The 24,335-nt window shown below is 63.6% G+C and carries 23 protein-coding genes; 8 read left to right on the top strand and 15 right to left on the bottom strand.

The window, feature by feature from the left end:
- Window positions 1–121: 121 nt before the first annotated feature.
- On the top strand, window positions 122–1,756 hold the full coding sequence (locus GV035_RS22290) for an NAD(P)/FAD-dependent oxidoreductase (RefSeq protein ID WP_159837104.1): 1,635 nt from the start codon (window positions 122–124) through the stop codon (window positions 1,754–1,756).
- Window positions 1,757–2,150: 394 nt separating this feature from the next.
- Here GV035_RS22290 and GV035_RS22285 read toward each other — a convergent pair whose 3' ends face one another.
- The 3 genes from GV035_RS22285 to GV035_RS22275 form a co-directional block, all read right to left on the bottom strand.
- Complete coding sequence (locus GV035_RS22285; protein WP_159837103.1) at window positions 2,151–3,692, bottom strand: UxaA family hydrolase; 1,542 nt, start codon at window positions 3,690–3,692, stop codon at window positions 2,151–2,153.
- A gap of 8 nt (window positions 3,693–3,700) precedes the next feature.
- Entirely contained in the window at window positions 3,701–4,981 is a 1,281-nt protein-coding gene (locus tag GV035_RS22280; RefSeq protein ID WP_159837102.1) for an MFS transporter, read from the bottom strand.
- A gap of 124 nt (window positions 4,982–5,105) precedes the next feature.
- Window positions 5,106–6,239 (bottom strand): mannitol dehydrogenase family protein, encoded by a 1,134-nt coding sequence (locus tag GV035_RS22275; RefSeq protein ID WP_159837101.1) that lies wholly within the window; start codon window positions 6,237–6,239, stop codon window positions 5,106–5,108.
- A gap of 266 nt (window positions 6,240–6,505) precedes the next feature.
- On the opposite strand from GV035_RS22275, the gene GV035_RS22270 reads away from it, so the two are divergent.
- Window positions 6,506–7,204 carry a FadR/GntR family transcriptional regulator gene (locus GV035_RS22270; protein ID WP_159837100.1) on the top strand — a complete coding sequence of 233 codons (699 nt, stop codon included), beginning with the start codon at window positions 6,506–6,508 and terminating at the stop codon, window positions 7,202–7,204.
- 49 nt (window positions 7,205–7,253) lie between these two features.
- Here GV035_RS22270 and GV035_RS22265 read toward each other — a convergent pair whose 3' ends face one another.
- The gene (locus GV035_RS22265; protein WP_159837099.1) at window positions 7,254–7,574 is read right to left on the bottom strand and encodes a DNA-binding protein; all 321 of its coding nucleotides are present in this window, start codon (window positions 7,572–7,574) and stop codon (window positions 7,254–7,256) included.
- 386 nt (window positions 7,575–7,960) lie between these two features.
- On the opposite strand from GV035_RS22265, the gene GV035_RS22260 reads away from it, so the two are divergent.
- Window positions 7,961–8,830, top strand: a complete 870-nt coding sequence (locus GV035_RS22260) for a class I SAM-dependent methyltransferase (RefSeq protein WP_159837098.1) — start codon at window positions 7,961–7,963, stop codon at window positions 8,828–8,830.
- Here GV035_RS22260 and GV035_RS22255 read toward each other — a convergent pair whose 3' ends face one another.
- Window positions 8,831–9,385: a DUF1415 domain-containing protein gene (locus tag GV035_RS22255; RefSeq protein ID WP_159837097.1), complete on the bottom strand. Its 555-nt coding sequence runs from the start codon at window positions 9,383–9,385 to the stop codon at window positions 8,831–8,833.
- On the bottom strand, window positions 9,382–10,041 hold the full coding sequence (locus tag GV035_RS22250; protein WP_159837096.1) for a TetR/AcrR family transcriptional regulator: 660 nt from the start codon (window positions 10,039–10,041) through the stop codon (window positions 9,382–9,384). Before GV035_RS22250 ends, GV035_RS22255 begins: the two co-directional genes overlap by 4 nt.
- 113 nt (window positions 10,042–10,154) lie before the next feature.
- On the opposite strand from GV035_RS22250, the gene GV035_RS22245 reads away from it, so the two are divergent.
- The 3 genes from GV035_RS22245 (at window position 10,155) to GV035_RS29175 (ending at window position 12,426) form a co-directional block, all read left to right on the top strand.
- The gene (locus tag GV035_RS22245; RefSeq protein WP_159837095.1) at window positions 10,155–11,438 is read left to right on the top strand and encodes an MFS transporter; all 1,284 of its coding nucleotides are present in this window, start codon (window positions 10,155–10,157) and stop codon (window positions 11,436–11,438) included.
- Between the two features lie 195 nt (window positions 11,439–11,633).
- On the top strand, window positions 11,634–12,230 hold the full coding sequence (locus tag GV035_RS22240; RefSeq protein ID WP_159837094.1) for a nitroreductase family protein: 597 nt from the start codon (window positions 11,634–11,636) through the stop codon (window positions 12,228–12,230).
- A 7-nt stretch (window positions 12,231–12,237) separates the two neighbouring features.
- On the top strand, window positions 12,238–12,426 hold the full coding sequence (locus GV035_RS29175; protein WP_201304016.1) for a hypothetical protein: 189 nt from the start codon (window positions 12,238–12,240) through the stop codon (window positions 12,424–12,426).
- Between the two features lie 91 nt (window positions 12,427–12,517).
- Here the strand turns inward: GV035_RS29175 and GV035_RS22230 are convergent, their stop codons facing one another.
- Window positions 12,518–14,005, bottom strand: a complete 1,488-nt coding sequence (locus GV035_RS22230) for an MFS transporter (protein ID WP_201304015.1) — start codon at window positions 14,003–14,005, stop codon at window positions 12,518–12,520.
- A 187-nt stretch (window positions 14,006–14,192) separates the two neighbouring features.
- Here GV035_RS22230 and GV035_RS22225 point away from each other — a divergent pair, with 187 nt between their 5' ends.
- Entirely contained in the window at window positions 14,193–15,443 is a 1,251-nt protein-coding gene (locus GV035_RS22225) for an Hsp70 family protein (protein ID WP_159837093.1), read from the top strand.
- Between the two features lie 74 nt (window positions 15,444–15,517).
- On the opposite strand, the gene GV035_RS22220 is transcribed toward GV035_RS22225, so the two are convergent.
- On the bottom strand, window positions 15,518–15,721 hold the full coding sequence (locus GV035_RS22220) for a cold-shock protein (RefSeq protein ID WP_007000074.1): 204 nt from the start codon (window positions 15,719–15,721) through the stop codon (window positions 15,518–15,520).
- A gap of 452 nt (window positions 15,722–16,173) precedes the next feature.
- On the opposite strand from GV035_RS22220, the gene GV035_RS22215 reads away from it, so the two are divergent.
- Entirely contained in the window at window positions 16,174–17,766 is a 1,593-nt protein-coding gene (locus tag GV035_RS22215; protein ID WP_159837092.1) for an APC family permease, read from the top strand.
- A 72-nt stretch (window positions 17,767–17,838) separates the two neighbouring features.
- Here the strand turns inward: GV035_RS22215 and GV035_RS22210 are convergent, their stop codons facing one another.
- The 7 genes from GV035_RS22210 to GV035_RS22180 all read right to left on the bottom strand — a co-directional run bounded on the left by GV035_RS22210 (window position 17,839) and on the right by GV035_RS22180 (window position 24,047).
- Complete coding sequence (locus tag GV035_RS22210) at window positions 17,839–18,624, bottom strand: DODA-type extradiol aromatic ring-opening family dioxygenase (protein WP_159837091.1); 786 nt, start codon at window positions 18,622–18,624, stop codon at window positions 17,839–17,841.
- Window positions 18,625–18,730: 106 nt separating this feature from the next.
- Entirely contained in the window at window positions 18,731–19,330 is a 600-nt protein-coding gene (locus tag GV035_RS22205; protein ID WP_159837090.1) for a UbiX family flavin prenyltransferase, read from the bottom strand.
- A 13-nt stretch (window positions 19,331–19,343) separates the two neighbouring features.
- Window positions 19,344–19,655 carry a Grx4 family monothiol glutaredoxin gene (grxD, locus tag GV035_RS22200; protein ID WP_159837089.1) on the bottom strand — a complete coding sequence of 104 codons (312 nt, stop codon included), beginning with the start codon at window positions 19,653–19,655 and terminating at the stop codon, window positions 19,344–19,346.
- An 84-nt stretch (window positions 19,656–19,739) separates the two neighbouring features.
- Window positions 19,740–20,588, bottom strand: a complete 849-nt coding sequence (prmC, locus tag GV035_RS22195) for a peptide chain release factor N(5)-glutamine methyltransferase (protein ID WP_159837088.1) — start codon at window positions 20,586–20,588, stop codon at window positions 19,740–19,742.
- Window positions 20,585–21,667: a peptide chain release factor 1 gene (prfA, locus tag GV035_RS22190; RefSeq protein ID WP_159837087.1), complete on the bottom strand. Its 1,083-nt coding sequence runs from the start codon at window positions 21,665–21,667 to the stop codon at window positions 20,585–20,587. Before prfA ends, prmC begins: the two co-directional genes overlap by 4 nt.
- A 99-nt stretch (window positions 21,668–21,766) precedes the next feature.
- Complete coding sequence (hemA, locus tag GV035_RS22185) at window positions 21,767–23,065, bottom strand: glutamyl-tRNA reductase (protein WP_159837086.1); 1,299 nt, start codon at window positions 23,063–23,065, stop codon at window positions 21,767–21,769.
- Window positions 23,066–23,234: 169 nt separating this feature from the next.
- Complete coding sequence (locus GV035_RS22180; RefSeq protein WP_159837085.1) at window positions 23,235–24,047, bottom strand: glycosyltransferase family 2 protein; 813 nt, start codon at window positions 24,045–24,047, stop codon at window positions 23,235–23,237.
- Window positions 24,048–24,335 lie beyond the last annotated feature (288 nt).

The raw sequence follows: 24,335 nt of genomic DNA, 5'->3' as shown, positions 1-24,335 counted from the left end.
AGGTGGGGTTTTTGCGTTTCCGTTCCGTCAACCGAGCACCAGACAACTCGCGAAGCGGACAGAAGCTGGCGCGCTAAAATTCCCCATCGTTACTCCGCACCGTCGTTGCCATCGAGTTCTCATGCTACGTTTAAGCGAAATCAAGCTCCCGCTGGATCACCCCGATTCGGCTATCAAGCCCGCCGTCATCGCGCGTCTGGCTGAGATCGGTGTCGCGGCGGATGAACTCGTTGATTTCCACGTCTTTCGTCGGGCGCACGATGCTCGCAAGCGCGCCGACATCAAGCTCACATACATCATCGATGTCACGGTGAAAGACGAAGCGTCCGCGCTCGAGCGGCTCAAGGCGCGCCCGCACCCGCATTGCGGCATCACGCCGGACATGGCTTACCACTTCGTGACCCGAGCGCCCGAGCGGTCCACGATGCTGCGACCGGTCGTCATCGGCATGGGGCCGTGCGGGCTCTTCGCGGGTCTTATCCTCGCGCAGATGGGTTTTCGGCCGATCATCCTCGAACGCGGAAAGGCCGTGCGCGAACGGACGAAAGACACGTGGGGACTCTGGCGGCGCAAGGAACTGCAGCCGGAATCGAACGTCCAGTTCGGAGAGGGCGGTGCCGGTACGTTCTCGGATGGCAAGCTGTATAGCCAGATCAAGGATCCGAAGCACTACGGCCGAAAAGTCCTGGACGAATTCGTCAAAGCGGGCGCGCCGGAGGACATTCTCTTTCTGAGCCGCCCGCATATCGGCACATTCCGACTCGTCAGCATGGTCGAAAAGATGCGCGCGACGATTCATCAGCTCGGCGGCGAAGTGCGGTTTCAGCAGCGCGTCGAAGATATCGATATCGATAACGGCAAAGTGCGCGGTGTGCGCCTGTCGAACGGTGAAGCCCTGCGTTGTGACCACGTCGTGCTGGCCGTCGGCCACAGCGCACGCGACACCTTCGAGATGCTGCACAAGCGCGGCGTCTTCATGGAAGCCAAGCCGTTCTCGCTTGGTTTTCGCATCGAACATCCGCAAGGCGTGATCGACAGGAGCCGCTTCGGCAAGTTTGCCGGGCACGAGCGCCTCGGCGCTGCGGACTACAAAGTGGTTCATCACTGCAGCAACGGACGCGCCGTCTACAGCTTCTGCATGTGTCCGGGCGGAACGGTCGTCGCGGCGACATCGGAGCCGGGGCGCGTCGTCACGAACGGCATGAGCCAGTACTCGCGGGCGGAGCGAAACGCGAACGCGGGCATCGTCGTTGGAATCACGCCGGAGGATTTTCCCGGCGGCCCGCTGGCGGGCATCGCGTTTCAGCGCAGGTGGGAAGAGCGGGCGTTCGAACTGGGCGGCGGCGACTACTGCGCGCCTGCACAGCTCGTTGGCGATTTCATCGCGGGCCGTGCGTCGACGTCGCTCGGTTCCGTGATTCCGTCGTATAAGCCGGGCGTCAAGCCGACCGATCTGAGCACGGCGCTGCCCGATTACGTGATCGAAGCGATCCGCGAAGCGTTGCCCGCAATCGACAAGAAACTCCCCGGCTTCGCCATGCACGACGCCGTGCTGACTGGCGTCGAGACGCGCACGTCATCGCCCCTGCGCGTGCGTCGGAAGGAAGACTATCAGAGTGTGAATGTCGAGGGCCTGTATCCTGCGGGAGAGGGCGCGGGCTACGCAGGCGGCATCTATTCGGCGGCGATCGACGGCATCGAAGTCGCCGAGGCCGTCGCGCTGCACATGATGGCCGAGCACTCGGCGACGGTTTAAGGCGGCGACCGCAGTCGCGCCTTCATCAGAACCCGAGCGCGACCAACGCCGACATGTCGAACTAAACACGCATCGTTGCTAATCGGGCGGTCATCGTCGTGTTGCCGAACGCGCCGTTTGTCGACTGGATCAATCGTGCCGACCCTATGCGGGTTCGGATCCGCCGGTAACGCTCAACGACGCGCAAGAAGAACCGAACGCATTCCTGATACCGGTGCATTCGAATGATCCGCAGGCGTCTGCCGAACCATGGCTGGAGCGCAACTGGCGCCTGGTTTTCGAGCAAATGTCACCGATTGGTATGTAGACGAGAGCCTGTGGCCGCGCAACCGGTCGCGCAAGCTCTCCAGCGAATGGTGCGCCGTTCAACCGCACACCACGCTACAACGACTAATCAGGTCACGACGCCCACCTGCCAAGGCACGAATTCGCTCTGCCCGTACCCGTGCTGCTCGCTCTTCGACGGCACGCCGGAAGCACAGTCGAGCATCATCTGGAAGATCTCGTCGCCGAGTTGATCGATCGTCGCGGTTCCGTCGATCACGCCGCCGCAGTTGATATCCATGTCGTCTTCCTGCCGCTCCCATAGCGCCGTGTTCGTCGCGAGTTTGAGCGATGGCGACGGCGCGCAGCCGTAAGCCGAGCCGCGACCGGTCGTGAAGCAGATCAGGTTCGCGCCGGACGCCACCTGGCCGGTCGCGGACATCGGATCGTAGCCGGGCGAATCCATGAACACGAAGCCTTTCGCGTCGACGCGCTGCGCATATTCATACACCTCGACGAGATTCGTCGTGCCGCCTTTCGCGACCGCGCCGAGCGATTTTTCGAGAATCGTCGTCAGCCCGCCGACCTTGTTGCCCGCCGACGGGTTGTTGTCCATCGCCGCGCCGTTGCGTTCGCAATAGCCTTCCCACCACTTGATGCGCGCCAGCAGCTTTTCGCCGACTTCGCGGCTAATCGCACGCCGCGTCAGCAAATGCTCCGCGCCGTACACTTCGGGCGTTTCGGAAAGAATCGCCGTGCCGCCGTGCGCCACGAGCTTGTCGACCGCCGCGCCGAGCGCCGGATTCGCGGAAATACCGGAATAGCCGTCGGAGCCGCCACACTGCAATCCCACGATCAAATGCGACGCTGGCACCGGCTCGCGCTGCGCGCGGTTTGCGTCCGCGAGCATTTCCTTCACCATCGCGATACCGCGCTCGATCGTCTTCCGCGTGCCGCCGCTGTCCTGAATCGTGAAGCTGCGCAGCCGCTCGCCGTCCTTCAGTCCAGCCGATTCCAGCACGCCGCCGATCTGATTGGTCTCGCAACCCAGCCCGACGAACAGCACCGAATGAAAGTTCGGATGCACCGCGTACCCGGCCAGCGTCCGGCGCAGAATGCCGAGCCCTTCGCCCTGCATGTCGATGCCGCATCCCAGGCCATGCGTGAGCGCGATCACGCCATCGACGTTCGGATAATCCGCCAGCACTTCCGGATGCACGTCGCGCCGGAAGTGATCCGCGATCGCGCGGGCGACCGTCGCCGAGCAGTTCACGCTCGTCAGCACGCCCACGAAGTTGCGCGTGGCGACGCGCCCGTCGTCACGGCGGATCCCCATGAACGTAGCCGGCGTATCGACGAAAGGCGTCGGATGCTTGTCGATGCCGAACTCGTGCTCACGCGCGAAATCCGCCATGGACAGATTTTGCGTGTGCACGTGCTGGCCGCGCGCAATCGCCTCTTTCGCCACGCCGATGATCTGGTTGTAGCGTTTCACGGGCTCGCCGGCCGCGATCGCGCGCGTGGCGATCTTGTGGCCCGGCGGAATCAGCCCGGTCACGACGAGATCCTCCGACGCGATGCGCGCGCCGGAGAGCAGCTGACGCGTCGCGATCACGACGTCGTCTTTCGGATGCAGCCGGATGACCGCATGGTCGTTGGAAAGGGTGGACATGATCTTTCTTAGACGGTAGAAGGTGTTTGCTCGCCGGCGACGGCACGCTTGTCCGCTTCATCGAGCGGCTCGATCTTGCCGACAATCACAAGATAGCTGAACGCGCCAAGGAAGCAGAAGCCGCCCGCGACGCACAGCGGAATGACGAACGAGCCCTTGGTCAGCGCGAGCATCACGCCGGTGAACGTCGTGATGACGATGCCCGCCAGGTTCGACGCGAAGTTCTGAATGCCGCCGATCGACGCGACGTGATCGGGCGTCGGCGCGACGTCGCTCGGAAGGGACCAGATGCTGGCGGCCGCAAACGCGAGGCTCGCGTAAGCAATGCCGAAGAACGCAAGCATCAGATAGATGTTCGACACGAACGCCGACAGCGTGATGACCGACGAGACCAGCATGCCGCCGACCATGCAGGTCTTGCGCGCTGCGGTGAGGCTCCAGCCGCGCTTGAACAGCGAGTCCGAGACGAAGCCGCCGAGCCAGCCGCCCGGAATCGACATCAGCGCGGGAATGGTGCCCAGCGTGCCGAGCGATTTCAGCGAGAAACCATGCGCCTGCACCAGATAGCTGGGAAACCACGTGATGAAGAAGTAAATCACGAAGTTGAGGCAGAAGAAGCCGAGCATCATGCCCCACAGCGTGCGGTACTTGAAAAGCGAGGCCCACGACACCTTGTTCTTCGGGGCGACCGGTTGCGGCGGCAGATCCACTTCGCCGGTGAGATCGCCCTTCGACTTGTTTCGATAAATCAGGAACCAGCCGAGAATCCACACGAAGCCGAGCACGCCAGTGATGACGAACGACGCTTCCCAGCCGAACGAGCTGATAATCAGCGCGACAACGGGAATCGACAGCGCCGAGCCGACGCGCGAGCCGCTATCGAAAATGCTGGTCGCGAACGCGCGCTGCGCTTTCGTGAACCATTGCGACACGAGTTTCGCGCACGAAGGATACGCGCCCGCCTCGCCAATACCGAGCATCAGCCGGCAGCCGAACATGCCCGAGACGCTCGTGGCGACCGCGGTCAGCGCCGTGAACACCGACCACCAGCCGACCGCCAGCGGCAACGCAATGCGCGCGCCGACGCGATCGACAAACCAGCCGAACGGCATCTGCATGAGCGCGTAAGTCCAGAAAAATCCGCTCAGGATGAAGCCCATCTCCGCCGGTCCGATGCCGAGCGCCTTTTCGATCTGAGGCGCGGCGACCGCGAGGTTTGCCCGGTCAATGTAATTGATCGCGATGGCCAGAAAGGCCAGAAATATCACTACCCAACGCATTTTGCGCATTGTTGTCTCCTCCTGAGAGCGTCACTTCGTTTGTTCCGGCGCGTCCGCAATGCCAGTGCGGCGAGCCGTGTTCATTAAAAATCAGCGACGCTGTCCGCTTCTGAGGCGGACTCGCGCGCCGGGTTCAGGGTGTTGTCGTCGCCTGCAATGCCTCGCGCAGCCGCTTCTGCCCGATATCGAGCTTCAGTTCGCCTGCCAGATCGATGACCGGCTGAAAGCGCCGGACCTTCTTTTCCTCGTGATTACGCGCGATGTCCGCGAGCCGATGCACGAGAAACGGGTTCTCGAAGCGGTCGCGCACGCTCGCGAGATACGCCGTCGCGACGTCGTGTTGGCCGAGCGCCGTGAAGACAGGTAACACTTCGTCGCGCCAGATTGTCTCCAGCGGATCGCGATAAGCGGGGTCGCGCATTGCATCGAGCACGGTCATATCCGGCGCGCCGTCGCGCGTGCGCCAGAGTTCGGCGAGCATCGTGTGGCCGAGATTCAGCAGCAGCAGCTTGAGTCGTTCGTAGTGCGCAAGATCGTCGGTCACGACCATGTCTTCGTGCTCGCACGGCAACACCATGCGCGGCTGCCGCTCGATGGCCCACAACGCGTACGGCTCGGCGATCGCACCGACCGGCACGATCGGCTCCGACACGATACGGTCGACTAGCGAATTGACCCAGACGCAATCGTCGGTCAGATAGCGGATGAACGCGTCATCCGTATTCCAGCCACGCGCGATGCCGCATACGAGATCGCGCAGCGTATCGCCGTTGTGGGAGATGAGTTCGCAGGGCAGCAAGGTGATCGGCGCTGCACCGGCGCGAAAGCGCGCATGCAGCAGCACGGCGAGCTTCGCCGCGAAGCCGCGCGGCGTGCGGCGGCCTTCGAGCAGGTCGGCGGTGTCTTCGTCGAAGAGTGCGTAACCGGCATCTGCCGTGTTCGAGACGATCACCTTCACGTCGCGCTCGGTGCGTTGCAGAAGCAGCGGCCAGGCTTCGCTGGCGTGCAGCGCCTCGCTGATCGAATCGCATTCGATCGTGACGTCGACAGTCTCGTCGCCGCGACGTCCGCGAATACGCACCGGATAGCGCCCGGTTGCCCGCAGGGCATCCGTGCGCGCGCGGCTCTCGGCATTCGATGTCGTCTGCACGACCGTGATTTTGCCGAGCGCTTTGGACGGGTCGCGCCGCGCCGCTTCGGCGACAAAAAAGTCCACGTGCGCTTGCAGGAAGCGGCTCGTGCCGAACTGGAGAATCGGATTGTTCATGATTGCGTCGCTCACGTCGTGCGGTGCATTCGCCATGCCCGCGTTGGTGCGCGTGCGGGACTCGGTGCGCTTGCTTGGAAACGGTTCCAGCGCGAACCAAAAAAAGGTGGCCGTTTGGCCTGACCACATCGCATACTAGTGGCTAGATTCTCGATTGGTCAAGCCACTTGTAAGCATCGAATGTTCGCTGAACCGCCTGCATACGGTGCTTGAGCGCCTCGCCTGATTACAATCCACGTTTTCCCCGAGCTTTCAGGAGCCAGCACGTGAGCGTAAAAGCCCCGGAGACGCGCCGTCTTTATTTGCAGATCGCCGACAAACTGCGCGGCTTGATCGAGCAGAAGGATTTCGCGCCGAACGGCCGGCTGCCTTCGGAGCGCGAACTGGCGCAGACGCTCGGCGTGTCGCGGCCGTCCGTGCGCGAGGCGCTGGTCGCGCTCGAACTCGAAGGGCGCGTCGAGATTCGCATGGGCTCGGGCGTCTATATCTGCGCGACGCCCGCGCTCAAGCCGCCGCGCACCGAGGCCGAGCTGGGCGAAAGCCCGATCGAGATCATGAACGCGCGCAGTGTGATCGAAGGCGCGATCGCCGCGAGCGTCGCGCCGTTCGCCCGGCCGAAGGCGCTCAAGGCGCTGCGTACGGTGTACGAAACGATGGCGCGGGAAGTGGAAAACGGCCTCGTGCCGATGAGCGCGGACCGCGCGTTTCACGTCGCGATTGCGCAGATGTCCGGCAACGACGTGCTCGTGCGAACGGTCGGCGCACTCTACGACGAGCGGCATAGCCCGCTGTCATCGACGCTTCGGGGACATTTCGAAGGGGAAGAAACGTGGGCCGCCGCGCTGACGGAGCATCGCGACATTCTTGAGGCGCTCGAAGCGCGCGACGCGGTTCAGGCTCAGGCCGCGATGCAGCGGCACATGCGCAATTCGGCGGCACGGCTCATGACGAAACGCAAGGCATGAAGCCGGCGCGTCGTGAAAGGCGGGCCGGCTTCGGGCGGAAACGGCGGCGTCAGCCCGGATAGGCTTCGTCGACCTTCAGGCCGGCTAGCTTGAAGATCACGCGCAGCGTCTGCGGGGCAATGTCCCGCCGCGACGCGAGCGTCGTCAGAACGAAGTCCATCACCTTGGCGTACTTGAGCATCGTCAGGCACGTTTCGATGTCGGTGGAGCCGTCGCGCATCGATTCGGCTATGCGCAACATTTCCACGGAAATCTCTCGTGCCATCTCTAGTTCGAGTTGCTGCTTCTCGCTCCACGCCGGCATCGCGGTCAGTGCCGCAAGCATCTCCTGAAACTGCTTTTCTGCTTTCTTGTCCGGGATCGCATCCATCGCCGTCCTCTCTTGATCATGGCGCCGGCGAGTCGCATCGCCGCGCTGTGCGTTAGGTGTTACGTAACAGAGCCGTACGCGGTGACAACTTGAGCGTTGCGAGACGCGGCTTTGCTACCCAGCTTGTTGCTTCAACCTGTGCTGCATCGTCGTGCGATCTTCTAGGCCGCCTCGTGTGCTGTCTGTATCAATGGCCTCATTGCCGGACGATGCACAATCTGTTCCACGCGCTTCATCAGGTCACGTTTTGCCACTCGACCGTCAGGCGGAACCGGAGCGTTTCTGCGCTTTTGGGTAAACTTCCTCTTTTGAGACGGCAGAACCAGCGGTTAGCGCACATTCGGCGCAAACATGCTCCGCTTTTCACACTCCAGTCACTGATTACGATGGCCAAGAAGTCCACTGCCGCGTCTCCCGGCGCGTCCGATTCGCAAAGCAAGCACGAAATCCGCCCAGGCCAGTCGATCGAACTGCTGAAGGAACTGCACATCCTCACGCGTGACGGCAAGATGAATCAGGACAGCCGTCGCAAACTGAAACAGGTCTATCACTTGTTTCAGTTCATCGAACCGCTTCTGGCCGACGTGCATCAACGGCAAGGGTCCGTGTCGCTTGTCGATCACGGAGCAGGGAAGTCTTACCTCGGCTTCATTCTCTACGATCTCTTCTTCAAGAATCTGCGCGATCGGTCACACATCTATGGCATAGAGACGCGCGAGGAACTGGTAGAAAAGTCGGAGGAATTGGCGCGGCGGCTGGGCTTCGATCGCATGTCGTTCCTGAATCTGTCGGTGGCCGAATCGATTCATTCGCAGCAGTTGCCAGAATCGGTCGATGTCGTCACCGCGCTGCACGCATGTAATACCGCAACGGATGACGCCATCCATTTCGCTCTACAGAAGAAGGCGAAGTACATCGTCGTGGTGCCGTGCTGTCAGGCGGAGGTCGCGTCAGTGCTGCGCAAGAACAAGGGACACGCGCTGTCGAAAAATGTGCTGACCGAAATGTGGCGGCATCCGCTGCACACGCGCGAATTCGGGAGCCAGATCACCAACGTGCTGCGGTGCCTGCAACTGGAGTCGCATGGCTATCAGGTCAGCGTGACGGAACTCGTGGGCTGGGAGCATTCGATGAAGAACGAACTCATTATTGCCCAGTTCAAGGACTTGCCGCGCGGCCGGCCGGCGCAGCGGCTGTCGGATGTTCTCGAAACGCTCGGGCTCGACGAGCTTCGCGAGCGTTTCTTCACGCAGTAGTTACTGCTTGTCCATCCATGCCTTGAAGCCGTCGTGCCCGAGGCGGCGCAGCGTTTCGATATTGCGCTCGTAGATGTCCACCGCGTCGGGGAACGCGGCGACCGCGCGGTCGATGCTCGCTTCGCGCAACAAATGGAAGATGGGAAACGGGGCGCGATTCGTGTAGTTGTCGATATCGTCCGGTTCGGTGCCTTCGAACTGATAATGCGGATGAAAGCTCGCAATCTGCAACTCGCCCGCGAGCCGAAGTTCGCCGAGAAGACGCTCGGCAAAAACGAGCGCATCGTTGTAATCGGTGAAAAGCGCGAAGGCGTCGGGCGTGATGAAAAGCGTCGTGTCGATGGCTTGCGGATCGCTCTCGTGCAAGAGCCGCAACTCGTCGGCGAGTTCAACGACCACGTCTTCCACGCTCCGCGCTTCGCTCACCACGTAACGAATCTGTCCCTTGACGTGCACGCTCTTGGCGAACGGACACAGATTCAGGCCGATGACCGCCCGCGTGAGCCAGTGCTCGGTGGCCGCGATCACGTCGTCGCGGGTGCTTCGGTGCTTCATGAGTTTTCCTGATTTCCTTGGCAAGCCGTGCTGCGCATGGACGCCGCTTCGATCAACGTGCGGGCCAAACGCGATGCCGCGCGCAGCGGACCGGAGCCGGGGCCATAAGTCTGGCTCGTCGCGTACACGCCGTCGAGAAGCAGCGCCAGCGATTCTGCCAGTTCCACCGCGTCTTCCGCGCCGGCCGCCTGACATTTTTCGATAAAGCGCGTCATCACATACTGCTTGTTTCGCTCGACCAACTGCCGCGCCGGGTGCGCCGGATCGCCGAACTCGCAGGAGACATTCACGAACGGGCAACCGCGATAATCCGGCGCGGACGCGCGCTCGACGAGATCATCGAAAGCCTGAACGAGTTGTTTCGCCGGCTCGCCCGGTTGTTTGTCGAAGCTCGCTTCCAGGCGCTGCCGGAAGCGGTCGTCCATGCGCTCCAGATAAGCGACGACGAGTTCATCCTTCGACGCGAACCGCCGATACAGGCTCATCTTGTTGACGCCGGCGCGTTCCACGACGGCATCGACGCCGACCGCGCGCACGCCTTCGCGATAAAAGAGCGCCTGCGCCGCGTCGAGCAGCTGTTCCTGCGCCGTCGCGCCATCGGTGCGGACCTGACGCCGGACAGGGGCTTTGGGCTGAACGGCGGATGATCGTGTCAAAGTCGGTTCCTCGAAATCTGCATTGGCCTTGACATGTTACCGATCAGTCACTAAGCTCGCAACTCCGATGTGACAGATCAGTAACGAAGAACATCAACGAAAGCGGAGCGGCGATGAACTGGGTAGCGAAACGGCTTGACGGCCGCATGCACTACGGATGGGTGACGGTAGGCGTCGTGTTTCTCGTGCTGCTGGCGGCGGCCGGCACGCGCGCCACGCCGAGCGTCATGATGTTGCCGCTCGAACAGCAGTTCGGCTGGTCGCGCGGCACGATTTCCCTCGCCATTTCGGTGAACCTGGCGCTGTACGGCCTGACCGGACCGTTCGCCGCCGCCGCGATGCAGCGTTTCGGTGTGCGTCCGACCTTGCTCACCGCGCTGGCGACGCTCGCAGCGGGCGTCGGCCTTTCTTCGATGATGACCGCGCCGTGGCAGATGGTGCTCGTTTGGGGCGTGGTGGTGGGCGGCGCGACGGGCGTCGCGGCGCTGACGCTTTCGGCGACTGTCGTGAATCGCTGGTTCACCACGCATCGCGGCCTCGCGATGGGCATTCTCACGGCGAGTTCGGCCACCGGCCAGCTCGTGTTCCTGCCGTTTCTCGCGTCCCTTTCCGAGCATCACGGCTGGCGGCCGGTCGTGATCGTGGTCGCGGCGGCGGCGGCGATCGTGCTGCCGCTCGTCGCGTGGCTCCTTCCCGAGCGTCCGGCGGATGTCGCGCTGCGCCCCGTCGGCGAGTCCGCCGGTACACCGCCCGCCGCCGCTGCCGCGCCGAAGAATCCGATCAAGGTGGCGTTTGGCGCGTTGTCGTCGGCGAGCAAGACGCGCGATTTCTGGCTGCTTTTTTTCAGCTTCTTCGTCTGCGGCGCGAGCACGAACGGCTATGTCGGCACGCATCTGATCGCCATGTGCGCCGATTACGGCATGACGCAAGTGCAGGGCGCGACACTGCTCGCCGCCATGGGCATCTTCGATCTATTCGGCACGACGCTGTCCGGCTGGCTCTCCGACCGCTTCAACGCGCGCGTGCTGCTCTTCTGGTACTACGGGCTGCGCGGGCTGTCGCTGATTTATTTGCCGTATGCGTTCGGCATCGACTTCTTTGGTTTGCCGGTCTTCGCGGTATTTTACGGACTCGACTGGATCGCCACTGTTCCGCCGACCGTCCGCCTCGCGACGGACGTCTACGGAAAGGAATCCGCGCCTATCGTCTTCGGCTGGATCGTCGCGGGGCATCAACTCGGCGCGGCGTTCGCGGCGCTCGGCGGCGGCATGCTGCGTTCGAGCCTCGGCAGCTACACCGTCGCCACGATGATTTCCGGCGGCCTGTGCCTCGTCGCCGCGCTCGCAGTGCTGCGGATCAATCGGGCGCGGCGGACCGCGGGCGTTGCCGCGACGTGACTCGGGCTGCGTTTGCGTCAATCTGCATGATGCCGCGCTCGCGGTGCTGCGTATCGACCGGGCGCCGCGGTCGGCGGGCGTGGCCGCCACCTCACGCGAGCCGGGTGGCCTGCATCTGCATGACGCGGCGTCCTTGTTTATGCTTGGATAAACGGCGCGCGCCGTTTCCATCTCAACGAAACAAGGACTCACGCCATGAGTGCAAAACCCGCACCGACCGATGTCGACATTCACGATCTGCTCGCCGGCCGCTGGAGCCCGCGTGCGTATGCGGATCAGCCGGTCGACCGCGCGCAGTTGCATCGGTTGCTGGAAGCGGCCCGCTGGGCGCCGTCGTCGAGCAATCTGCAGCCGTGGCGATTCGTCGTGTTCGACCGTCATCGCGATGAAGCGGCGTTTCAGCGCGCGTTCGACACGCTCGTGCCGTTCAATCAGAAGTGGAACGCGAACGTTCCGTTGCTGATCTGCGTGACCGCGTCGACGTTGACGCCAAAGGGCGAGCCGAATCAGGCGGCCGTCTACGACACCGGCGCGGCGGCGATGGCGCTCGTGCTTCAGGCGCACGCGCTCGACCTGGCGGCGCATCAGATGGGCGGCTTCGACCGCGACGCCTTCCGGACGGCGTTTTCGGTCCCGGAAGACGTACAGATCATCGCGATGATCTCAGTCGGGCATCACGGCGACGCCAGTCTGCTCGACGAAACGCTGCGCGAACGCGAAACCGCGCCGCGCACGCGCCGGCCACTGGGCGAGACGGCGTTCGAAGGCGCGTGGGGCAAGGCGTTCGGCTGAGCGCGCGATGATTTCGGTCGGGCATCACGGCGACGCCAGTCTGTTCGACGAGACCCTGCGCGAACGCGAAACCGCGCCGCCCACGCGCCGGCCGCTGGGCGAGACGGCGTTCGAAGGCGCGCCCGGCAAGGCGTTCGGCGAAGTAGCGGCGTCTGTGAGCGTGGGGCATCCTGGCGACGCCAGTTTCTTCAACTAAACGCCGCGCGAACGGGAAACCGCGCCGCGCGCCGCTCGGCGAAACGGCGTTCGAAGGCGCGCGGGCAAGGCGTTCGGCTGAGCGCGCGGAGTCAATGAGGGTCGGCGGCGGAAAGCGGCCGGGCCACGTCCTCCAGCGACTTGCGCTCTGCCGCGACTCCCCAGATGCCCGCGACCACCGCCGCTGCGATCATCAGCGCCGAGCCGATCAGATAGCCGATGAACACCGCGCCGCGCTCGTGCGTATCGATCAAGTGCCCGAAAAGCGCGGGCCCGATGATTCCGCCCAGCGCCGTGCCGAACGCGTAGAACACGGCGATCGCCAGCGCCCGAATTTCAAGCGGAAAGGTCTCGCTGACCGTCAGATACGCCGAACTCGCCGCAGCCGACGCGAAAAAGAAAATGATCATCCACGCGATGGTCTGCGTCGTCACGGTGAGCATGCCTTGAGTGAACATCCAGCCGCTGATGGTGAGCAGCACACCGGACATCGCGTACGTGAACGCGATCATCCGGCGGCGGCCGAGCACGTCGAACAGCTTGCCGAGCAGCACGGGACCGAGAAAATTGCCGGCGGCGAACGGCAGCACGTACCAGCCGATGCGATCGCCCGGCACGTGATAGAAGTCCGTCAAGACGAGCGCGTACGTGAAAAAGATCGCGTTGTAGAAGAACGCCTGGGCGGTCATCAGCGTCAGCCCGACGAGCGAGCGCCGCCGATGCACCTTGAAGAGCGTATCGGCGACTTCGCGCAGCGGCGTGTGTTCGCGGGCGTGCAAGCGCAGCGGCTTGACCGGCGTATTCGGCACGGTCACGCCGTGCTCGCGGAAATGCGCTTCGATCTCTTCGACCACCCGCCGCGCTTCGTCCTCGCGGTTGTGCGTGATGAGCCAGCGCGGGCTTTCCGGCACCCACATCCGCATGAAGAGAATCGTGAGGCCGAGCGCCGCGCCGATCAGAAAGCAGCCGCGCCATCCCCAGTCCGGCGGCAGCATGCCGGGATCGAGGAGCACCAGCGACCCCGCCGCGCCGATGCCCGCGCCGACCCAGAACGTGCCGTTGATCGCGAGGTCGGTCCAGCCGCGCAACCGGGCGGGCGTGAACTCCTGAATCGTCGAATTGATGGCCGTGTATTCGCCGCCGATGCCCGCGCCCGTGAGGAAGCGAAACAGCACGAACGAGGCGAGATTCCACGAAAACGCCGTCGCGGCGGTCGCGGCGACGTAGAGAAACAGCGTGATGAAGAAGAGCTTGCGCCGTCCGAGACGGTCAGTGAGCCAGCCGAAGCCGAGCGCGCCGAGCACCGCGCCCGCGATATACGCGCTGCCGCCGAAGCCGACGTCGGCGTTCGAGAAGCGCAACACCGGGCTGGATTTGAGCGCGCTCGCGACCGCGCCCGCCAGCGTGACTTCCAGACCGTCGAGCAGCCACGTAATGCCGAGCGCGAAGACGATCAGCGTATGAAAGCGGCCCCACGGCAGACGATCGAGGCGCCCCGGAAGATCGGTCTCGATGATGCCGGATCGCTCGCCCGAAGTGGCTGCCGAGCGGGTGTCTTCGGGTGCGGTGGTGGGGTCCATGAGGTCCGGCCGTCGGCGGTTGAAGCGACGCAGAGCCGGGAGCAAGCTGCATTCCGCTTTTTCCTTATCAACTCGGTAGGCGAGATTTAGCGTGCAAACGATTGATGATCCGCGCGTCTCCGTGGTACAAACGCCGTCCACGTTTTTTTGATACGCGGCGTTGCTTCGTAACGCCGCCGCGAATCCCATGACCTACTGCGCGATCGATTTCGGCACGTCGAACTCCGCCGTCGCCCTGCCCGATGGCCTGCGCATGCGGCTCGCGCCCGTCGAGGGCGACGCGACCACACTGCCGACCGCCGTCTTCTTCAACACCGACGAGAACCAGCAGTCATACGGCCGCGCGGCGCTCGAAGCGTACATCGACGGCTTCGACGGGCGTCTGATGCGCTCGATGAAAAGCATTCTCGGTTCGCCGCTCGCGGACAACGTCACCGATCTCGGCGACGGCTCCGCGATCAAATACACGGACGTCATCACGCTCTTCCTGCAACATCTGAAGCAGAAGGCGCAGGCGGTGGCATCCGAGCCGCTGACGCGCGCCGTGCTGGGCCGCCCCGTTTTCTTCGTCGACGACGATCCGCGCGCCGACCGCATGGCGCAGCAGCAGCTCGAAGCGTGCGCGCACGCGGTCGGTTTCCGGGAGATTCATTTCCAGTTCGAGCCGATCGCCGCGGCGTTCGACTACGAAGCGCGCCTCACGCAAGAGGGACTGGTGCTCGTGGCGGATATCGGCGGCGGCACCTCCGACTTCTCGCTCGTGCGCGTGGGACCGGACCGGGCGCGTCATCTGGACCGCAAAAGCGATGTGCTCGCGCATCACGGCGTACACGTGGCCGGCACGGACTTCGACCGGCGCGTCGAGCTCGCGACCATCCTCCGGCAACTCGGCTATCAGGCGCTCGATCCGCAGGGCCGCGAAGTGCCGAACCGCGTCTACTTCGACCTCGCGACGTGGCACCTCATCAACACCGTCTACACGCCGAAGCGCGTGGGCGAGTTGCAGCTGATGCGTCATCTGTATGTCGATCCGCGTCATCACGACCGGCTGATGCGCGTGGTGGATCGCCGGCTCGGCCACGCGCTCACCGCGCACGCGGAAGAAGCGAAGATCGACGTGTCGGCGGGCGGCGCGACCGAGATCGACATGGAGGAAATCGAGGAGGCGCTGCGCGTGCCGTTCGGCGAGCAGGAGTTGATCGACGCCGGAAAGGACGAAACGCGGCGCATCGTGGACGCCGCGCTGGAGACGGTGAAGCGCGCGGGCGTGAGCGCGGCGGATGTCGGCGCGGTCTATTTCACCGGCGGCACGACCGGCCTGCGTTTTCTCTCGGACGCGCTCGCCGCCGCGTTCCCGGGCGCGCAAGCCGTGTTCGGCGACCGCCTGGCGAGCGTGGCGACCGGTCTGGGCATCTACGCGCAGCGCGTGTTCGGCTGACGTATCCCCTGACGTTTTCGAGCGCCCAAAGCAAAAACCCCGCGAATGCGGGGTTTTTTTCGATCAGGCGGGTCTTAGACCGGCTTGATGTTTGCAGCTTGCTTGCCCTTCGGGCCCGTCTTGACTTCGTAGCTGACCTTCTGGTTTTCCTGAAGCGTCTTGAAGCCTTCGATGCGGATTTCCGAGAAGTGCGCGAACAGGTCTTCGCCGCCGCCATCCGGGGTGATGAAGCCAAAGCCCTTTGCGTCATTGAACCACTTGACGGTACCGGTTTCCATATTACTTATTCCAAAAAATTTGATGATTAAGGCCGAAGCCAGGGGTGCATGAAAATCAAGGAAGGGGCAATGGGACCAACCGGAGTACCGTAATGGCGAACTACGAAAGAACCACTTCACTCGCCACTTGAAATCCTGCAAGAAGGTTTATACGGCGAAACCATTTCGCGGTCAAATAATATCCGACCAGTCTGAAGGGATTTTTTGAGACGCGCTCCGGTACCTTTGTCTTGTTCGTTTCTCCACTGCCTCCACGTCGCGACGCCCGGCCAAAAAATGCGTAAATTCGCGCGACGGGCTGCATTCGAAAGGTGCAACCGTTAAACTACGCGCCTCGTTTAGAGGGGTTGCACCAGCGTCGCCGTGTCGCCGGCAGTTTCTACCGGTACCCCGGCGAATGCGGCCGCTAGCCGTGTTCGACTCGCGTGCGACGCGAGACATTGGAGAAGATCGTGAAGAGTTCGATACAAAGAAATATCGGGCCGTTGGCGCTGATGCTGACCGGCCTGGGATCCATCATCGGTTCGGGATGGCTGTTCGGCGCGTGGAAAGCGTCGCAGATTGCCGGGCCGGCCGCCATCTGCGCATGGGTGATCGGCGCGGTCGTCATTCTGGCCATCGCGTTGACGTACGCGGAGCTCGGCGCCATGTTCCCCGAATCCGGCGGCATGGTGCGCTACGCGCGCTACTCGCACGGCGCGCTCGTCGGCTTCATCGCGGCGTGGGCCAATTGGATCGCCATTGTCTCGGTGATCCCGATCGAGGCGGAAGCCTCCATTCAGTACATGAGCACGTGGCCCTATGGCTGGGCGCACGCGCTTTTCGTCAACGAGACGCTCACCACGAGCGGACTCGCGCTGTCCGCGCTGCTCGTCATCATCTACTTCATGCTGAATTACTGGGGCGTGAAGGTGTTTGCGCGGGCAAACACGGCCATCACCATCTTCAAGTTCCTGATTCCGGGCGCGACCATTGCCGGACTCATCTTCACGGGCTTTCACGCCGAGAACTTCGGCACGGCGTCGAGCTTCGCGCCGTATGGCTGGCCTGCCGTGCTGACGGCGGTCGCGACGAGCGGCATCGTGTTCAGCTTCAACGGTTTCCAGAGCCCGGTGAATCTGGCCGGGGAAGCGCGCAATCCCGCGCGCAGCGTGCCGTTCGCGGTGGTCGGGTCCATCCTGATCGCGCTCGTGATCTATGTGCTGCTTCAGATTGCGTACATCGGCGCGGTGAATCCGAGCGACGTGATGCAGGGCTGGAAGCACTTCCACTTCGCGTCGCCGTTCGCGGAACTGGCGATCGCGCTGAACCTGAACTGGCTCGCCGTGCTGCTTTACATCGACGCGTTCGTGAGCCCGAGCGGCACCGGCACGACGTACATGGCGACGACCACGCGCATGATCTACGCGATGGAGCGCAACAACACGATGCCGAAGATGTTCGGCAATGTGCATCCGTTTTACGGCGTGCCGCGTCAGGCAATGTGGTTCAACCTGATCGTCGCGTTCATCTTCATGTTCTTTTTCCGCGGCTGGGGCACGCTCGCGGCGGTCATTTCGGTGGCGACGGTCATTTCGTATCTGACCGGCCCGATCAGCTTGATGGCGCTGCGCCGGTCCGCGCCGGATCTCGACCGTCCGCTCAAGTTGCCGATGATGGGCGTGATCGCGCCGTTCGCCTTCGTGTGCGCGTCGCTCGTGCTGTACTGGGCGAAGTGGCCGCTGACGGGTCACATCATTCTGCTGATGGTGGTTGCGTTGCCCGTCTACTTCTACTTCCAGAGCAAGACGGGTTTCGCCGGCTGGGGTCGTGACCTCAAGGCGGCGTGGTGGCTGATCGGCTATCTGCCGTCGATGGCGGTGTTGTCGCTCATCGGCAGCAAGCAGTTCGGCGGCAGCGGCCTGTTGCCGTATGGCTGGGACATGGCCGTGGTAGCCGTCGTGTCGCTGCTGTACTACTACTGGGGCGTGCACACGGGTTATCGCTCCGACTATCTGGACGAACGCGAAAGCCGCGACGACATCCTGCACGAAATCGGCGCATAAAGCGCGCTAAGAGCTGTCAAACGAAGCCCGCCGAACATTGAGTTCAGGCGGGCTTCGTCGTTCTGAAGCGGCTCAGGCGTCCTCGAAGACGTAGTTGGTCATCGCCAGCGCGCGCTGGAACGTGCCGAGCGCCTGGATGCGCAGGTCGTAGTCGTCCGCCGCCGCGCCGAGCGCGCTGAACACGGGCAATAGATGCTCGTCGGTCGGATGCATCAGCGCGGCGTGCGGCGCGCGGGCGCGGTAGTCGAGGAGGGCGTCGATGTCACGCGCCGCCAGCCGCGACTCGAACCAGTCGGTGAAGTCGGCCACGCGCGCATCGGCGTCCTCGGGCCGCGCGGCGAAATCGGCCATGCGCAGATTGTGCGTGATTTGCCCCGAACCGACGATCATCACGCCGTCATCGCGCAGATCGCGCAGCGCCCGGCCGACGCGAAAATGGTGCGCGGCGTCGAGGCGCGGCTGAATCGAGAGTTGCGCGACCGGCACGTCGGCGTCCGGAAACATCAGCAGCAGCGGCACCCATGCGCCGTGGTCGAGTCCGTGGACCGCCGTTGCGCTCGCCATGCCGTGAGCGCCGAGCAAGGCGGCGGCGCGCTCGGCGACGTCCGGCGCGCCGGGCGCGGGATAGCGCACTTCGTAGAGCGCGGGCGGAAAGCCGTAGAAATCGTGAATGGTATCGGGCCGCGCGGCGATGCTCGCCACGGGCTGCGCGGTGCCCCAGTGCGCGGACAGCACGAGGATCGCGCGAGGACGCGGCAGCGTCGCGGCGAGCGCGGCGAATTCGGCGGACGGCATCGCCGGGTCGATGGGCAGCGTCGGCGCGCCGTGGGAAATGAAGACGGTCGGCAGTCGGTTCATGGCAGCAGGCTCCAACGGGCTCAAACGGGATGCCAGGAATGTATAACGCGCCCAACCGAAGATAAACGGCGGCCGAGGCAACGGATTATGTCCGCGCCGTTGGCAATCAGTCGCTCGCGCCGCCCATGCCCGGCCACGCGGCGGCGATCGGGCGCGTCACGTCGAACATGTCGATGACGCGCGCGACGGTGTGATCGACCATCTCGTCGATGGTCGCGGGCTTGTGATAGAACGCCGGCAGCGGCGGAAAGACGACGCCGCCCATCTCGGTGACGGCCGTCATGTTGCGCAGATGCGCGAGATTGAACGGCGTTTCGCGCACGAGCAGCACGAGCCGGCGGCGCTCCTTGAGCACGACATCGGCGGCGCGGGTGACGAGGTTGTCGGAGAGGCCGTGTGCAATGCTCGCGAGCGTACGCATCGAACACGGCGCGACGATCATGCCGTCCGTCGCGAAGGAACCGGAGGCGATGCTCGCGCCGACATCGCGCACGTTATGCACGACGTCCGCGAGCGCGTTGACGGCGGCTTTGTCGAGATCGAGTTCGTGCTGGATGTTGAGCCAGCCCGCGCTCGACACCAGCAGATGCGTCTCGACGCCGCCCAGCCGGCGCAGCGTCTCGAGCAGACGCACGCCGTAGATGGCGCCCGTTGCCCCGGTGATCGCGACGATCAGCCGTCGCTGAACGGCCGCAGGCGCACTCACTTGCGATGCGGCGTCAGGCGGCGGCGAAAAGCTGCTGCAATTCGCCGGACTGATACATCTCCATCATGATGTCCGAACCACCGATGAATTCCCCCTTCACGTAAAGCTGGGGAATGGTCGGCCAGTTGGAGAATTCCTTGATGCCCTGGCGGATCTCGTCGTCTTCGAGGACGTTCACCGTCATGATCTGGTCGGCGCCGCACGCCTTCAGCACCTGAATGGCGCGGCCTGAGAAGCCGCACATCGGGAATTGCGCGGTGCCTTTCATGAAAAGGACGACCGGGTTCTGATCGACGATCTGCTTGATGCGTTCTTGCGTTTCCATGGCGTTCCTGCGCGTGAATGTCGGATGTTTCGGAAGAAGCGGAGTGTAGAAATGATAGCGGATTTCGCCCGCACGGGCTGTCAGTCAGGCCGCTTGCGAGGCCGCAGCGAAGCCGCCGCTGATCCGTTCGATGCCCGCGAGATCGCGCATCGAACGCACGGCGGTAAGGCCGCGCGCCGCCAGCAACCGGCGCACGGCGTCGGCCTGATCGTAGCCGTGCTCGATCCAAAGCGCGCCGGTGTGCGCGAGCAGTCGCGGCGCCGTCTCGACGATGACGCGAATCGCCGAAAGCCCGTCGGCCTCGTCGGTGAGCGCGCCGCGCGGCTCGAAGCGCAGGTCGCCTTGCGCGAGATGAGGATCGTCGCACGCGATATACGGCGGATTGCTGACGATCGCATCGAAGCGCAGCGATGCATCGACGTTCGCGGTCCAGTCGCTTTCGATGAACGCGAGCGCGCCGCCCGCGCGCGCCGAATCGAGCAGCCGCTGTGCGTTGCGCCGCGCGACATCGAGCGCGGCGGACGAGCGATCCACGGCGAAGACACGCGCATCGGGCCGCGCATGGGCGATCGCGATGGCGATCGCGCCCGTTCCGGTGCCGAGATCCAGCACGCGGGCATTCGGCGTCCCGGCGATGGCCTCGAGTGCCGTTTCGACGAGCAATTCGGTTTCCGGACGCGGAATCAGCACGTCGGGCGTTACATCGAAATCGAGGCCGAAAAACTCGCGCTTGCCGGTCAATTGCGCGATCGGCTCGCCCGCGCCGCGCCGCGCCGCGAGCGCCTCGAACTGCGCGACGGCGGCGGGATCGAGCGTTTCGGCATCGCGCGTAATCAGCTCCGTGCGCCGCCAGCCGAGCACGTGGGTGAGCAGCACGCGCGTCTCCAGCATCGGCAGCGGCGAGGCACGCAGTAAATCCGCCGCCGTCGTCACTCCGCGTCCCCGAGCGCCGCGAGCAGTTCGGCCTGATGCTCGGACACCAGCGCGCCGATCAGCTCGTCCAGATCGCCGTCCATGATGTATTCGAGCTTGTACAGCGTCAGGTTGATACGGTGATCCGTCATGCGCCCTTGCGGGAAGTTGTACGTGCGGATGCGCTCCGAACGATCGCCCGAACCGATCAGGCTCTTGCGCGTCGCGGCTTCCTTCGCGTGCTGCTCGTGATACTGCTTGTCCTTGATGCGCGCGGCGAGCACCTTCAGCGCGCGATCCTTGTTCTTGTGCTGCGAGCGGTCGTCCTGGCATTCGACGACGATGCCCGTCGGCAAATGCGTGACGCGCACGGCGGAATCCGTCTTGTTGATGTGCTGCCCGCCCGCGCCCGACGCGCGAAACGTGTCGATGCGCAAATCCGCGGGATTGATCACGACTTCGCTGATTTCATCGGCTTCCGGCATGACCGCGACCGTGCAGGCGGACGTATGGATTCGCCCCTGCGTTTCGGTCGCCGGCACGCGCTGCACGCGATGTCCGCCCGACTCGAACTTGAGCCGCGAATACGCGCCTTGCCCCGCGATCCGCACGATCACTTCCTTGTAGCCGCCGAGGTCGGAGACGCTTTCGGACATCGTCTCGGCAGTCCAGCGGTTGCGTTCCGCGTAGCGCAGATACATGCGCAGCAGGTCGCCCGCGAAGAGCGCCGATTCATCGCCGCCCGTGCCCGCGCGAATTTCGATAAAGATGTTGCGCTCGTCGTTCGGATCCTTCGGCAGCAGCATCGTCTGCAGATCGCTTTCGATCTTGACCATGCGCTCGCGCGCCTCGCCGATTTCCTCTTCAGCGAAATCGCGCATCGAAGCGTCGGAGAGCAGTTCCTGCGCGGTGGCTTCGTCGTTGAGCGCCTGACGCCAGAGCGCGTATTGCTCGACGATCGGGCTGATTTCCGCATGTTCGCGCGTGAGCTTGCGGTACTGGTCCATATCGGACGTCACGTCTTCGCGGCTCAACAGTTCGTTGAGATCGACCTGCCGTTTTGCAAGCTGGTCGAGCTTGCTTTGCATGCTGGATTTCATCGGGCGGAGATGACGCGTTCGGGCGTCAGGAATAACTGCAATCGGGGAAGCCGCCGCGCCGAAGACGCGGAGCTTTTGAGAATAGCAAAGAGACGGTTGCTAACGGTCCGACGAATCGTTGCCGGGGCCGCCGTGGCGGTAGAAGCCGCTCATCAGGCCGATGAGCTGGTCGCGTTCTTCGCGGCTTGCGCGGTTGAGCGCGTGCGTGGGGCCGTGAATGAGCTTGTTCGTGAGCGATTGCGAGAGGGCTTCGAGCACGGCGGCGGGATCGTCGCCGCGCGCGAGCATCTTGCGGGCGCGTTCGACTTCGGCGCGGCGCAGTGTGTCGGCCTGCGTGTGCATGTGACGGATGACCGGCACGATGCTGCGCGCATCGAGCCACTGCATGAAGTTCGCGACGCGCGTCTCGATGATCGCTTCGGCCTGCGCGACCGCCGCTTGCCGCGACGCATTGCCTTCGCGAACGATGGCGCCGAGGTCATCGACGGTATAGAGAAACACGTCCTGCAAGTTGCCGACTTCCGGCTCGATATCGCGCGGCACGGCGAGATCGACCATGAAGATCGGCCGATGCCGCCGCGCGCGCACCGCGCGCTCCACGGCGCCGAGACCGATGATCGGCAGCGTCGATGCCGTGCACGACACGATGATGTCGAACTCGTGCATGCGCGCGGGCAGTTCGGAGAGCGGAATGGCACGGCCATTGAAACGTTCCGCGAGCCTTTCGCCGCGTTCGGCCGTGCGGTTCGCGACGACGAGTTCGCGCGGATTCTGCGCGGCGAAATGCGTGGCGCACAATTCGATCATCTCGCCCGCGCCGATGAACAGCACGCGCTGGCTCGAAATGTCCTCGAAGATGCGCTCCGCGAGACGCACGGCGGCGGCGGCCATCGACACGGACTGCGCGCCGATTTCGGTCGTCGAGCGGACTTCCTTCGCGACCGCGAACGTGCGCTGGAAAAGCTGGTTCAGATACGTGCCGAGCGCGCCCGCTTCCGACGCGGTGCGAACGGCGTCCTTCATCTGACCGACAATCTGCGTTTCGCCGAGCACCATCGAATCCAGCCCGGACGCGACGCGAAACGCGTGGCGCACGGCTTCGGACTGCGGCAGCGCATAGACGTGCGGCGCGAGTTCCGAAACAGGGAGATTGTGGTACTTCGAAAGCCACTGAATGGTGGCGTCGCGGGCGGCGGTGTCGTCCGTCGCGCAATACAGTTCGGTGCGGTTGCAGGTGGACAGAATGGCCGCTTCGGGCGCGGCCTTCGCCAGCGGACCGAGCCATACGTCCTTCAGCGCGGAAAGCGCCGGCTTGAGCTGTTCGAGCGGAAACGCCACGCGTTCGCGCAAGGCGACAGGCGCAGTGTGGTGGTTGATTCCGATCGTGAGGAGCTGCATGTAGTTATGCGTTGGCGCTAAGCCGCTGGCCTTTCAGATAGCCCAATATTATAGCGTTTTACGGATTCGTTCATTTATAGGCGGCATTCGGGGACAGACTGCGCGCGGCGGCGCGGGGCTCGCCGAAAATCCCGCGCCAATCGGCGCGACAATCGACCGCACTGGACGCTTAATCGAAATATCTGGCGAGTTCGGCGGCGCGCGTTTCGAGATCGGCAAGCGGCATTGCGTGGGTTTCGGCGGCGGCTTCGCGATTGCGCTGCGCGGCGGCGATCGCGTCGTGCCGCGAGGTGGCGTCGTGATGCAAATGAAAGAGCGCCGCTCGCGCTTCCTGAAGCGAATGCCAGCGAACGCCAAGGCGCGACGCGCGCGTGAGCAGGTCGTCGTCCTCGCCGCCCCAGCCGGTGAAGCGCGGATCGTAGCCGCCCACGCGCATGTATTCGGAACGCTTCATCAGCACGATTGCGCCGGGCGTATTTTCGTACAGCACTTCCATTCCGTCCGGTAAATCAGATTCGAGATGCTTCTCGAGGGCATCGTAATTACCGCTCGCGATAAATTCGCTTCGATAATCGCCTGTGATATTAATCACGCGGAGAAACGGGCATAACGCATCGCTCGCTGTTCCGCTTCGCAGTGAATTCAAACTGAGCACCATGTATTCCGGATTCGCGATCATATCCGCATCGTGGAAACAAACAATGTCTCCCGTGCATAAACGCGCACCGAGATTGCACAGTTTCGCTTTCGGAAAAGGCCCGTCGTCGTGGATGAAGATATGGCGGATTTTCTCGTCGCCGAGACCGGACCAGTGGAAGGTGGGCGTGGAGTCGGCTTCGATCAGATACAGCACGTAGTCGCAGTAAGTCCGGTGCAGATGGCGCAGTACGCCGCGCAGATTCTCGCGCCGCTCTTGCGTCGCACCGCGGTAGGTGATGATTAATTCGAGACCACCGAGAGAAATCAGCTTGTTTTCGCTCATGATGCTTGCATACGGTTGACGGCCAACCGGCTTTGCTTTTGACGCAGCGAGAATTGGCCGAAATAAATGCCCGGCTTTCAACCCAATGGAAATGGATGCACAGGCGGGCGTTAGACGGTAATTCGGATTTTACCACTCGCGCGTTGTTTCGTTTTTAGGCATATTCGCAGAAACAAAACCGGTAATTCGCATGAAATGCCTCGTTTCCGGGCGCTTGCCTTCCCCAACCCGGCCCCCTAAACTCGTTCGCTTACGTCCGGCGCCGCGCGCCGTTTTTCTTGTTCTGAG

The organism is Burkholderia sp. 8Y, from assembly GCF_902506145.1.
Lineage (GTDB): Bacteria > Pseudomonadota > Gammaproteobacteria > Burkholderiales > Burkholderiaceae > Caballeronia.
This window is presented reverse-complemented; position numbering and strand designations above follow the sequence as displayed.